The organism is Promicromonospora sukumoe, from assembly GCF_014137995.1.
GTDB lineage: Bacteria > Actinomycetota > Actinomycetes > Actinomycetales > Cellulomonadaceae > Promicromonospora > Promicromonospora sukumoe.
This window is the reverse complement of record NZ_JACGWV010000001.1, coordinates 1,320,373-1,332,574: the sequence shown is the minus strand read 5'-3', so window position 1 is coordinate 1,332,574 and position 12,202 is coordinate 1,320,373. Positions and strand designations below refer to the sequence as shown.

At 74.5% G+C, this 12,202-nt stretch carries 11 protein-coding genes; 3 read left to right on the top strand and 8 right to left on the bottom strand.

What is annotated here, in order from left to right:
* Nucleotides 1-11: 11 nt before the first annotated feature.
* Nucleotides 12-611, bottom strand: coding sequence for an NADPH-dependent FMN reductase (locus FHX71_RS05835; protein WP_182614836.1), 600 nt, complete (start codon nt 609-611; stop codon nt 12-14).
* A 155-nt stretch (nt 612-766) separates the two neighbouring features.
* Here FHX71_RS05835 and FHX71_RS05830 point away from each other — a divergent pair, with 155 nt between their 5' ends.
* Nucleotides 767-2,089, top strand: a complete 1,323-nt coding sequence (locus tag FHX71_RS05830; RefSeq protein WP_246402248.1) for a multidrug effflux MFS transporter — start codon at nt 767-769, stop codon at nt 2,087-2,089.
* Here FHX71_RS05830 and FHX71_RS05825 read toward each other — a convergent pair.
* From FHX71_RS05825 to FHX71_RS05815, 3 genes are all read right to left on the bottom strand, one after another.
* Nucleotides 1,984-2,865 (bottom strand): helix-turn-helix transcriptional regulator, encoded by an 882-nt coding sequence (locus tag FHX71_RS05825; protein ID WP_182614835.1) that lies wholly within the window; start codon nt 2,863-2,865, stop codon nt 1,984-1,986. The two genes, FHX71_RS05830 and FHX71_RS05825, sit on opposite strands and share 106 nt — an antisense overlap.
* 82 nt (nt 2,866-2,947) lie before the next feature.
* Entirely contained in the window at nt 2,948-4,597 is a 1,650-nt protein-coding gene (locus tag FHX71_RS05820) for an FAD-dependent oxidoreductase (protein WP_182614834.1), read from the bottom strand.
* Between the two features lie 26 nt (nt 4,598-4,623).
* Entirely contained in the window at nt 4,624-5,418 is a 795-nt protein-coding gene (locus tag FHX71_RS05815; RefSeq protein WP_182614833.1) for an MBL fold metallo-hydrolase, read from the bottom strand.
* Nucleotides 5,419-5,518: 100 nt separating this feature from the next.
* Here FHX71_RS05815 and FHX71_RS05810 point away from each other — a divergent pair, with 100 nt between their 5' ends.
* Complete coding sequence (locus FHX71_RS05810; protein WP_182614832.1) at nt 5,519-6,577, top strand: pentapeptide repeat-containing protein; 1,059 nt, start codon at nt 5,519-5,521, stop codon at nt 6,575-6,577.
* A 20-nt stretch (nt 6,578-6,597) separates the two neighbouring features.
* Here the strand turns inward: FHX71_RS05810 and FHX71_RS05805 are convergent, their stop codons facing one another.
* Nucleotides 6,598-7,116, bottom strand: a complete 519-nt coding sequence (locus FHX71_RS05805) for a pyridoxamine 5'-phosphate oxidase family protein (protein WP_182614831.1) — start codon at nt 7,114-7,116, stop codon at nt 6,598-6,600.
* Nucleotides 7,117-7,418: 302 nt separating this feature from the next.
* On the opposite strand from FHX71_RS05805, the gene FHX71_RS05800 reads away from it, so the two are divergent.
* Nucleotides 7,419-8,387 (top strand): hypothetical protein, encoded by a 969-nt coding sequence (locus tag FHX71_RS05800; RefSeq protein ID WP_182614830.1) that lies wholly within the window; start codon nt 7,419-7,421, stop codon nt 8,385-8,387.
* Here FHX71_RS05800 and FHX71_RS05795 read toward each other — a convergent pair.
* The 3 genes from FHX71_RS05795 to FHX71_RS05785 are packed head-to-tail and all read right to left on the bottom strand — an operon-like array spanning nt 8,326 to nt 12,201.
* A complete protein-coding gene (locus FHX71_RS05795) occupies nt 8,326-10,251 on the bottom strand; it encodes a sugar phosphate isomerase/epimerase and 4-hydroxyphenylpyruvate domain-containing protein (protein ID WP_182614829.1) in 1,926 nt (641 codons plus the stop codon). The two genes, FHX71_RS05800 and FHX71_RS05795, sit on opposite strands and share 62 nt — an antisense overlap.
* Before the next feature lies 1 nt (nt 10,252).
* On the bottom strand, nt 10,253-11,185 hold the full coding sequence (locus tag FHX71_RS05790; protein ID WP_182614828.1) for a shikimate dehydrogenase: 933 nt from the start codon (nt 11,183-11,185) through the stop codon (nt 10,253-10,255).
* On the bottom strand, nt 11,182-12,201 hold the full coding sequence (locus FHX71_RS05785) for a DctP family TRAP transporter solute-binding subunit (RefSeq protein ID WP_182614827.1): 1,020 nt from the start codon (nt 12,199-12,201) through the stop codon (nt 11,182-11,184). The genes FHX71_RS05790 and FHX71_RS05785 overlap by 4 nt, the downstream gene beginning before the upstream one ends.
* Between the last annotated feature and the right edge of the window lies 1 nt (nt 12,202).

The following is a 12,202-nucleotide window of genomic DNA, read 5'->3' as shown; positions in this document are numbered from 1 at the left end:
CCGGCGTCGGCCTACTTCGTCGACGCCGGGTCGTCGTCGCCGATGTGCCCCGGGGCGTTGGCGGCGAGCACGCGCTGCACGAACGCGCAGTACTCGTCCATGTAGTGCCGCAGGAACCGGGCGGTCGTCTCGTTGGTGACCGTGCCGTCGGGGCCGAAGTCGTCGGCCACGTAGGTGATGTAGGCCTCGGGCGAGTTGAGCTGCGGCGCGTCGAGAAAGCTCAGCACGCCGCGCATCGAGGACTGCATCACCGCCGTGCCGATGCCGCCCGGCGACGCCCCGATGATGCCGGTGGGCCTGCGCGCGAAGGAGTTCTGGCCCCAGGGCCGCGAGCCCCAGTCGATCGCGTTCTTCAGCGCGCCCGGGATCGACCGGTTGTACTCCGGCGAGACGAACAGCAGCCCGTCGGACGCCTCCAGGGCCCGCTTGAACGCGCGGCCCTCCGGCGGGAAGTCGGCGTCGTAGTCCCAGCTGTACAGCGGGAGGTTCCCGATGGGGACCTCCGTGAACTCGAGGTCCGGCGGCGCCGACGCGACGAGCGCACGCGCGAGCGTGCGGTTGATCGATCCCTTGGCCAGGCTGCCCACGAGGTAGCCGATCTGGTACGTCATGACGTCTCCCGTGCTCGGTCGCCCGCCGACGCCGACCGTCGGCGGACCGACCCCTCCACTGTGCTCCCGCACCCGCGAACCCGCGCGGCAGCGGCCGTCGAAGGGGGTTCCGGCAGGGACTCCCACGGCGTCGTCCGGGCGGCGAGGGTGGGGGCATGTCCCGCTTCCTGCCCGCGCTGCTCCTGCTGCTGACCGTGTTCGGGCCCATCTCCATGGACCTGTACCTACCCGCCCTGCCCGCGCTGACGGCCGAGCTCGGCGCGGCGACGTCCGTCGCACAGTTCACCGTGACCGCCTGCCTGGTCGGCCTCGCCCTCGGGCAGCTCGTCGCGGGGCCGCTGTCGGACCGGTTCGGCCGCCGCGGCGTCCTGCTGGTCGGGGTCGTGGCCTACGTCGTGACGTCGGCGCTGTGCGCGGCGAGCCCGACCGTGGAGCTCCTGATCGCCGCCCGGCTGGTGCAGGGCCTGGCCGGCGGGGTCGGCATCGTGATCGCCCAGGCCGCCGGGCGCGACGTGTTCTCCGGCGGCGCGCTGATCCGGTTCTACGGGCGCCTGACGGTGACGGGCGGGCTCGCCGCGATCGTCGGGCCGCTGCTGGGCGGTCAGCTCAGCGCCGTGACCGACTGGCGCGGCCTGTTCGTGCTGCTCGCCGCCGTCGGCGCGGTGCTCCTCGTGATCACCGCAACGGCCTTCCCCGAGACCCTGCCCGCCGCGCGGCGCACCACGGGCGGCTTCGCGCAGACCGGGCGCGACTTCCGGGTGCTCCTGGCCGACCGCGTGTTCCTGGGCGCGGTGCTGAACCAGGGCTTCCTGTACGCGGCGCTGTTCGCCTACCTGTCGGGCGCCACCTTCGTGCTGCAGGGCATCTACGGGCTCTCGCCGCAGGGCTACGCCCTCGCGTTCGGCCTCAACTCGGCCGGGTTCATGCTCTTCGGCTTCCTCGGCGGGCGTGCCGCCGAGCGCTGGAGCGTGCCCGGCACCCTCGGCATCGGCATCGCCGTGGCGGGCGCCGGCGCCCTCGGGCTCCTGGGCGCGGGCCTGACCGCCGTCCCGCTGTGGGTGGTGGTCGTCTCGCTCCTGGCGCTGGCCAGCGGCGTCGCCCTCACGTCACCGCCCGCGACCACGCTCGCCCTGGTCGGGTACCCCCGGCTCGCCGGCACGGCGTCGTCGCTGCTCGGCATGGTCCGGTTCGGCTTCGGCGGGGTCACCGCGCCCCTGGTCGGCGTCGCGGGGGCGGCCACGATCCTGCCCCTGGGCGTCGTCACCACGGCCTCGGTCGCCCTCGCGCTGGGCGCGTACCTGCTGCTCGCCCGGCGGGCCCTCGCCCGCCGGCCCGGCCCGAGCACCGTGCCCGGCCCGCGGGACGACGACCGTCAGGACGCGGAGAGCCGGACGACGCGCGCGGCGTCGTCGGTGGCGGCCCACGAGGCGAGCAGGCGCAGCGAGTCCTCGGTGGGTGACCCCGGCGTCGCCAGGTAGGTGGTCATCGACAGGCCCGGGTCCCCGTGGAGCTCGAGCGTCTGGTAGTGCAGCTCCAGCTCCCCGACCACGGGGTGCCGGAACGTCTTCTGCCCCGCGTAGTGCCGGCGCACGTCGTGCGCCGCCCACAGCGCGCGGAACTCCTCGCTCCGCGTGGACAGCTCGCCCACCAGCGCCTGCAGCCGCTTGTCGCGCGGGCTGCGGCCCGCCTCCCGGCGCAGGATCGTGACGTTGGTCCACGCCGCCCGCTCCCAGTCCGGGTAGAAGTCGTGCGCCGCGGGGTCCAGGAAGATGTGCCGCGAGAAGTTCACCGGCCGGGCCGGGTCCTCCAGGAGCGGCGAGTACATCGCCAGGCCCAGCGCGTTGGCCGCCACCAGGTCCATACGGTTGTTCCCGACGAAGGCCGGGGCCGTGGTGATCGCGTCCAGCAGGTACTGCAGCTCCGGCCGCACGGGTGTGTCGCCCTGCTGCCGGCGCGGCCGCAGCCCCACGGGGTTGGCCGTGCGCGCCAGGTCGAACAGGTGGTCGCGCTCGGCGGCGTCGAGCAGCAGGGCGCGCGCGACCGACTCCAGCACGGCGTCGGACACGCCGCGCAGGTTCCCGCGCTCCAGGCGCGTGTAGTAGTCGATGCTCACGCCGGCCAGCCGGGCGACCTCCTCGCGGCGCAGACCCGCCACCCGGCGGAGGTCGCCGTACGTCTCGACGCCCGCCTGCTGGGGCGTCACGCGCGCGCGGCGGGACATGAGGAACTCGCGCACCTCGGCTCGGTCGTCCATGCTCCCGACGGTACGACGGCGGCGGGCCGGGTGGGAGGTTCTGCCAGACCCCGGCTCGGCCCCCGGCCCGTCAGGGGAAGGATCAGGCGACCGGAACCCCGAGCACCTGGTGCACCGAGGCGACGGCGCTCGACCCCTCGCCGACGGCGGCCGCGACGCGCTTCATCGAGCCCCGGCGCACGTCGCCGACGGCGAAGACCCGCGGCACGGACGTCTCGAACGGGAGCGGGCCGCGGCCGAGCGGCTCCCACCCGGCGAGCGCCTCCGGCGAGACGTCGACCCCGGTGCGGATGAAGCCCGCCTGGTCCCGGTCGAGCGCCTGGACCCACGACGTCGCGGGCTCGGCCCCGATGAAGCAGAACAGGCCCCGCGCCTCGACGGGGCCGGCCGTGTCGATCGACACGGACTCCAGGTGCCCGTTGCCGTCCAGCCCCACGATGTTCGAGCTGCGGTGCACCTGGATGCGGGGGTCCTCGATGAGGCGGTCGACCAGGTAGGACGACATCCGCGCGCCGAGGTCCGTGCCGCGGACGACGAGGTGCACGGGGCAGCCGTTCGCCGCGAGGTACAGGGCGGCCTGGCCGGCGGAGTTCGCCCCGCCGACGACGACCACGGGCGACTCGGTGACCTGCTTGAGCTCCAGCGGGGTCGCCGCGTAGTGGATGCCGGCCCCCTCGAAGTCCTCCCAGCGCTCCAGGCGCAGCCGCCGGTAGGCCGCCCCGGACGCGACGATCGCGGAGCGGGCGCGGATGGTGCGGCCGTCGGTGAGCGTCAGCTCCAGCTCGTCGCCGGCTGGGCGCAGCGCCGCCGTCTCGCACGGCGCGCACACGCGCACCCCGAACTTGATGGCCTGCAGCGTCGCCTGGCCGATGAGGGCACCGCCGCTCACCCCGAACGGGAACCCGAGGAAGTTCTCGATCCGGGAGGTCGACGCCGCCTGCCCGCCCGGCGCGATGGCCTCCAGCAGCAGCGTGCTCAGCCCCTCCGAGGCGGCGTAGATCGACGCCGCCAGGCCGGCCGGCCCGCCGCCGATCACGACGAGGTCCACGACGTCGTCGTCGGTGGCCTCGTAGCTCAGCCCGAGCTGGTCGGCGATGACGCCTGGCGTTGCCCGCACGATCGGCTCGCCCTGGACGAACGCGATGGGCAGGTCCTCGGGGGCGTAGTCGTGCAGGGGGTGCGACAGGGAGCCGTCCGGGGGCATCGGGACGGCGGTGTGCACCAGGTCGAGCCGCTCGGCGAAGCGGCGCAGCGCGAGGAACTCCGCCGACGCCTCGTAGCCGACGAACTTGAGGGTCAGCGCCGCCGGGCCGCGCCGCAGCAGCTCCCGGCGGGCCCACAGCGCGTGCAGGATCGCGTCGCCGAGCTCGTCCTCCTGGGCCAGGATGCGCCGCAGGTCCGGGCGCGCGAGGCACCAGACGCGGCCGGGGCCCGTCGCCCGGGCCGACAGGAACGCGCTCTGCCCGTTGAGCAGCCCCAGCTCGCCCGCGAACGAGCGGGGTCCCATGGTCGCCACGACCTCCTCGCCGATCCAGCGCAGCGCGTCCCGCACCACCTCGACCTCGCCGGACTCGACCAGCACCATCGGGTAGTCGCGCTCGCCGGACCGGAAGACGTAGTCGCCCCGGTCCACGTCACGCGGCGTCGCGTGGGCGATCAGCTTCTCCCACTGGGCGTCGGTGAGCTGCGGGTCGAGCTCCGGATCGGTGAAGCTCAGGTCCGTGGTCGTCATCTGCGGCCTCCTCCAGACGGGCTGGTTCATGATATCCGCGCGAGCGCGGCCCGTGTGGGCTCCTCCGGGTAGGGCGAGCGCGCCACGGCCTGCTCCGCGGTAAGCACTCCGGAGGCGACCTCCCGGCACAGCTCGGCGACGAGCGCCAGCTCGTCGCGCTGGGCCCGGACGAAGCCGCGGTCCACCGGGGCGCCGTGGCCCGGCAGGACGGTCGCGGCGTCCAGCCCGAGCACGCCGTCCAGCGCCGTCGGCCAGCCCTGGGGCTGGGCGTCGTCGAACTGGGGCGGCGCGCCGTGCTCCACGAGGTCGCCCGCGAACACCACCGAGGCGTCCGGGACGTGCACCACCAGGTCGTGGTCGGAGTGCGCAGGCCCGAAGTGGCGCAGGACGACGCTCCGGCCGCCGAGGTCCAGCTCCGCCCGGTCGTCGACCAGGTGGTCGGGCAGCACGGGCCGGACGGCCGCGACCCGGTCGCCGACGTCGGGCTCGCCGCGCTCGCGGTAGAACCGCGCCCACACCTCGCGCTGCTGCGCCCCGGTCGCCACCAGGTCGGCCCGGCACCCGCGCTGCGCCCAGACGGCGCACGGCACGAAGGCCTCGGTGCCGAAGCTGTGGTCGAAGTGGGAGTGGGTGAGCACCACCTGCCACGGCAGCGGCGTCACCTCGCGCACCGCCGCGGCGAGCTCGGCGCCCTGCCCGGCGTCGCCGCCGGTGTCCACGACCAGGCACGACGTGCCGCCCACAATCAGCCCGAGCGACAGGTCCAGCTCCTGGTAGCGCCGCACCAGGACGCCGTCGGCGACCTCGATCCACCGTGCCATGCACCGACCCAAGCACACGGACCGGATTTCGTTGCGCACCGTCGGGCGTTTCGTCACACTATGTCGGCTTTGTTCGATCTGATGGAGGTTCTTGCACGACATGGGAACAGTTCTCGAGGAGGCTCCGCCGCGTCCGGAGCCCTCGTTCGCACCGCCGTCCGAGCCGGCCGAGCCGCGACCCGACCGGCGGTGGGTCATCGACGTGGCGATCGGCGTGGTGTCCAGCCTCGTCGTCGGCCTGCTGCTGGCGGGCTACCAGGCGTGGATCGACGACCGGCGCGAGCAGCAGACCCAGGCCGTCGAGACCGAGCGCGCCGAACGCGACCAGGTGCTGGCCAACGTGCAGTTCATCCGCGAGACGATCCGCGACGCCCCCGACGGCGTGAAGCCGTTCCGCGGGATGAACCTGCGCGACGCCGACCTGTCGGGGATGGACCTGGGCTGCCCGGTCCACTACGAGGCCACGGGCGGCTGGGCGCGGAACAGCGTGGAGACGTGCGCCGACTTCACCGGGGCGGACCTGACGGGCGCGCGCCTCGACGGCGCCAACCTCACCGGCGCGCTCCTCGTGGACGGTTCGCTCGAAGGGGTGTCGGCCGTCAACCTCTTCGCGCCGGCGGCGTCGATCGGCGGCAACCTCGACGGCGCGACCTTCGACGGCGCGGTGCTGTTCGGGTCGATGTTCCGGTCGCCAGAGGGTGACACGTCCTTCGTGGACACGAGCCTCGACGGCGTCCGGGTCGAGGCCGACCCGGAGGCGGCCTCGGCGTTCACCCTCAGCCGGGTCTCGATGACCGGCCTCCAGGTCGGCGCGTCCGCCGAGGACGCCTCGGGCGACTGGACGGCCATCGACTGCGACACGGGGTTCGACCAGGCCCGCCGCGGGGGCGACCTGCAGCAGGTCTCCTCCTACTCCGACCTGCCCGACGGCGGCCGCGTCCAGTGCGGAGAGTACGGCGAGCGCTGCGACTTCGACCGGTTCCCGCAGGTCGGCACGCAGCTCGTCGCCGGCGGCGTCTGGAAGATGCCGGCCCCCGGGTGCCCGGGCGGCTTCTCCGGGCAGTCGCCGCAGGACACGCCGGCCGACGACGTCAGCGCGTTCTACGACGACCTGCTCCCCGACTGGACCCGGGGCGACATCGCCCGGTCCGAGGCCTAGCGGCGGCGGGCCGGGCGTCGTCAGGCGGCCAGGAGCTTGGCGACGTCCGGCGCGTAGACCGTCATCCAGTGCGGACGGAGCCGGAAGTAGACCACGTCCCGGTCCCAGTCGAACGCGTCGTCGCCGTAGAACTCCTTGAGGTAGGCGAGCGCCTCCGGCCAGCGGTCGGAGGGCTCGCCGCCCTCGGGGTTGAGCACCTCGACCGTGCCGTGCGCGAACACGCCGAGGTCCTCGCCGCGCATGTGCGCGACGCTCGCCGCGGGACGCGCGGTGAGGTGCCGCGCCTTGGCGGCGCTGCGCGCGGTGCCGAAGTACCACTCGCCGTGCAGGAAGTGCCCGTCCGCACCGCTGATCCGCGGTTCGCCCGTGGCGGTGACCGTGGACAGGGCGAGGGTGCACATGCCGGTCAGCACCTGGGTGACCTGTTCGGCGGTCATCGTGTGCTCGTCGACGATGGACCGCAGATGGGTCGTCGAGCGGGAGAGGGAGGCATCGAGGAGGGTCTGGAGCCGGTTCAGCTCGTCGGGTGTCTCGCGCATCGACTCACCCTAGGCGGGACACGGGTTCGCCTGGCACATTTTTTTGGCGCGTGTCCCGTTTTCGGGGCGCGTTCCGGGAGGTCACGGCATTTTTCGTCACCCCGGCGCACCGGTGAGGGTACTGTTGCCCCCGGGTCAAGCAGACGGCCTGCCTCCGTTCCGCATCCCTCTCCGCTCGCACGGTGCACGCACCGCGCCCCGGCTCGGGAGGGCGAGGCGCACCATTCGCGTACGACGCGTCCGTCCGCCCCGTCCTCGTCAGGACCCCAGGGAGACGTATGACGCCGACCGGAGGAACACCGATGACCACGAGCGACACCCGCCGGCTCGACGACGAGCCGACAGCCCCGAGCACCGCCGACGACGCCACCACCACGCGACCCGTGGGCAGGACGTACGCCGGCAGGTCCCTGACCGGGGCGGAGGCGCCGACGGCCGCGCCGACCACGACCCGGCTGGACGTCGAGGACGGGCTGGTCCCGGACGTCACCGCCGACCTGGAGCTGGCCGTCGAGCTCGCCGACGAGATCGCGCTGACGCTGCGGCTGCACAGCACGCTCGAGCCCGGGGACCGCGCGGCGGACGCCGAGACGGTCGACGCCGGATCTGACGGGAACGATGCCGCCCCGGCGGTCCAGCTCTGGGTCGACGCGGGCGAGGTCCTGGCCCGGTTCGGCGTGGACGGCTGGGCGGAGTACAGCCGGCTCGACGAGCAGATCCGCGAGCTGCACGAGACGTTCGGGCCCCAGCACCCGCTGACCCGGTCGGCCATGGCCGACCGGGACGCGGTCGACGCCCTGTCCCAGCGGGACGAGGCGGCCTACCAGGAGGCCCTGGTGGCCGCCGTCGAGCAGGTCGCGCTCGAACGGGGCATCGAGGTGGAGGTGCTGCCGCTGCGGATGGCGCAGAACCTGTCGGCGGGACCGGAGCGGGCGGAGTCGCAGGCGGCGAGCCTGCGCGCGGCGGCCGAGCGCCGGGCCGTGCTGCCCCAGCTCGGCCGTGCGCCGGGCGACCTGACCTCCGGCGAGGTCGTGGCGGCCGTCCGGGCGGCGGGACGCACCTACCTGGAGCGGATCGGGACCGGCGAGCGGCCCGAGCCCGTCGCCGGCCACGACCAGCTGGAGGAGCAGCTGGAGACCGAGCTGGAGGCCGACGAGCTGCTGCCCGACGTGCCCGGACCGGTGGTGGCGGAGCTGATCCCCGGCCTGCTCACGGACCCGCGGCTGGTGGACGACCCGCCGGCGGCGGACGACGACGCGTCGTCCCGCTAGCCCCGGCAGCCTCCCGGTCCAGGCGGTCCTGGGCCGCGAGGAGCACCGGGGTGTTGTCCCCGGCGTAGACGTCGTAGGCGCCGCCGCGCTGGACCACCTCGAAGCACACCCGCCCGACCGGGGGCGTGTAGAAGTGCCAGAACTCGCCGGCCGCCGAGCGGTCGTACATGAGCTGGTGGTCGCGCAGGCGGTCCAGCGTCGCGTCGTCGAGCCCGAACCGGGCCCGTAGGTCGTCGTAGTAGTTGTCGGGCACCGGCACCCTGCGCAGCCCGCGGTCCTGCGCCCGGCGGGCGACCTCGAAGATGTCGGTGCAGGCCAGGGCGACGTGCTGCGGGTGGGAGACGGCGACGGGCCCGACGTTCAGGGAGATGCGCACGGCGCCGTCCCGCGTGCGCACCACCTGGCTGCGGACCAGTCCCTGCGGGCCGGCGGCCTCGGTCGCCGTCGGCCGCTCCAGCCCGAGCACGGTGGTCCAGAAGAGCACCGCCTCGTCGTGGGTGTCCCAGCCGTGCGAGACGTTGACGTGGTCGATCCCGGCGATCTCGCCGGCGCCGCCCGGGCGGCCGCGGTGGAACTCGGCGGCCCAGGCGGGCTCCGGGCCGGCGTCGGTCTCGGTGCGCCGGTCGTTCAGGAACACCTCGAGCCCGCTCGGCGCCACGAACCCGGCCAGGTCGGCCTCCCCGGCCTGGGTGCGGCGGGGTGCCGCCCGCACCGCCAGGGCCCTGGCCCGGTCGCTCGCCGCGCCCGCGTCGGCCACGCCGAGGCCGATCCCCGCGAGGTGCGGTTTCAGGTCCCGCGCGTGCTGCTCGTTGAGCACGATCCGCGCGCCGCCCGACGACCACAGGCGCACCGGCTTGGTCCGGTGCTGGCCCCGGAAGGACAGCCCGAGCTGGTCGAGCACCACCTCGACCTCGCCGGTGTCCTCGGCCTTGATCTCCACGTAGTCGTAGCCCGTGGGCACGTCCACGTCGGCGATCCGGTCGAGCGCGACCCCGGCGGCCGTTGCGCGTTCGCCCGCGGAACCGTCGCCGGCGCCGTCGTCGTCGGCCAGGAGCCGGGCCGCCCGATCCTCCAGCCAGACGAGGGAGCGCAGGGCGTGCCGGGCGGTGCGCCGGGTGTCGGTCTGCCGGAAGACGTCGTTGAAGACCTCCAGCGACAGCGGCCCGGTGTACCCCGCTCGGACGAGGTGGGTGACGAACCGCCCGAGGTCCCACGCCCCCTCGCCGGGGAACAGCCGGTGGTGCCGGCTCCAGGAGAGCACGTCCATGGTGAGCGCCGGGGCGTCCGCGAGCTGGACGAAGAAGATCTTCTCCCCCGGGATCTCCTCGATCCCGGCGGGGTCGTGCCCGCGCGAGAGGATGTGAAAGCTGTCCAGGCACACGCCGACCGCCTCGTGGTCGGCGAGCCGCGCGATCTCCCAGGAGCGCCGGTAGTCGTCCACGTACCGGCCCCAGGCCAGCGCCTCGTAGGCCACGCGGACGCCGTACGACGCCGCGAGGTCGCCCAGGTGGCGCAGCTGCTCGGCCGCCACCTCGTCGGAGCCGGTGGTGGCGGTCGCGACGTTGCTGCACACCAGCACGGTGCCGACGCCGAGGCGCCGCATGGTCTCGAACCGCGCCCGGGCCCGGCGCAGGTTGTCCTCGAGCTGGCCGGGGCCCACGCCCTCGAAGTCGCGGAACGGCTGGTACAGGTCCAGGCTCAGGCCGAGCCGGTCCGCGAGCGCCCGGATCTCCTCGGGGCTGCGGTCGGTGACGACGAGGTCGGGCTCGAAGATCTCGACGCCGTCGAACCCGGCGTCGGCGCAGGCGTGGAGCTTGTCCTCCAGGCTGCCGCTGAGGCAGACGGTCGCGATGGACCTGCGCATGTCAGGCCTCCTCCAGGGGGTCGGGTGCGGCTGAGGTGTCGGGGCCGGCGACGAGCCGGCGGAAGTGCGCGTGCATGCGCGCGGCGTCGGGTTCGAGGCCGGTGATGAGGCGCAGGCTCTCGACGGCCTGGCCCACGGCCATGCCGCCGCCGTCGAGCGTCGCCAGGCCGCGCGCCCGCGCGCGGCGCAGCAGCTCCGTCTCCAGGGGCCGGTAGACCACCTCGGCGACCCAGGCCGCGGGGCCGAGCCGGCCGACGTCGAACGCGACCCCGGGGTGCTCGGCCATGCCGACCGGGGTCACGTGCACGACGCCGTCGGCCCGGGGCAGCCAGTGCTCCAGCCGGCCGCCGCTGCCCAGCAGCCGGGGCGGTCCGGAGCCCTGGGGGCCGACGGCGTCGGTGAACCGGTCGAGCAGGGTCGCGACGGCCGCCGGGTCGGCGTCGTGCACGACGACGGTGCCCACCCCCAGGTCGAGCAGGGCGGCGACGGTGGCGCGCCCCGCTCCCCCGGCGCCGACCTGGAGAACTGTGCCCCGGGCGCCGTCGTCCCCGAGGAACCCCGCGAGCGCGCCCCGGAACCCCGGCTGGTCGGTGTTGTGCGCGGTGCGGCGGCCGCCGTCGAGCAGCACCAGGTTGGCGGAGCCGAGGCGCCGCGCGGTGGGGCTGAGGTCGGTCACGTGCTCCAGGACGGCCTGCTTGTAGGGGTGGGTCACGTTGGTGGCGGCGTACCCGGCGTCCTCCAGCAGGCGGAGCTCCGCGCCCAGGTCCACCCGCGCCCGGCCGAGGAGGTCGACCGTGCGGTAGGTGTAGTCGAGGCCGAGGTGCCGCGCCTCCGCCACGTGCAGCGCGGGCGACAGCGAGGCCCCGATGCCGTTGCCCAGGAGCGCCACCCGGTACCGGCGCCCGGGCCGCTCGTCCCGGCCGCGCGGCGTCACTGCGCGGAGCCCCGGATGGCCTCGTAGACCACGAGCGAGTCGCCCTGCAGGTTCTCCTGGAACCAGGCGTCGGTCCGCTCCGCGAACGCCTCCTGGTCCACGTCGTCGACGATCTCGACGGCGCCCTCCTGCGCCCAGGCGTCGAGGATCTCCTGCTCGGCCTCGTCCACGCAGCCGGGCATGCGTTCGACGGCGGCCGCGACGGCCGCGTCCAGGGCGGCGCGCTGGTCGTCGTCCAGCTCGGCGTCGTACGACGGCGCGGCCACGATCAGGTTCGAGTTCTGCCCGTGGTCGGACATGCTCAGGTACTCCTGCACCTCGACGAGGTTGCTGGCGTGGATGTTGGTCAGCGGGTTCTCCTGCCCGTCGACGACCCCCTGCTGCAGGGCGAGGTACAGCTCCTCGTAGGCGACCTCCGTGGCCTGCGCGCCCAGGGCCTGGGCGTTGAGCAGGTACTGCGCGGAGCCCGGGAACCGCATGCGCAGCCCGTCGAGGTCCGCGGGCTCGCGGATGGGCCGGTCCGCGGTGAACTGCCGGGCCCCGGCCGACCAGGCGCCGAGGATCGACACGCCCCCGGAGGCCTCCTTGAAGTCGGCCGCGAGCTGGTCGGCCGAGCCGTCGGCGAAGAACCGGGCGAGGTGCGCGGCGTCGTCGAACACGTAGACCGCGTCCACGACGCCGGCCGGCTCGTACACGGCCGCGAGCGCCGAGGCGCCCTGGATGTCGATGTCCACGTCGCTGGCCTGCACCGACGCGATCCGGTCGGCGTCCCCGCCGAGCTGGCTGTTGGGGTAGACCTCGACGGTGATCCCGACGTCGGCGGCCTCGGCCTCCTCCTTGATGACCTGGGCGCCGCAGACGTGCTGCGGCTGGTCCTCGGTGTAGCTGTGGGCGAGCGTCAGCACGACCTCGCCGCCTCCGGCGGCGTCGTCGGGCCCGGTGCCACCGCAGGCGGTGAGCAGGGCGAGGGGCAGGACCACGGCCGCGCTCGCGGCGGCGGTGCGACGAACGTTCATG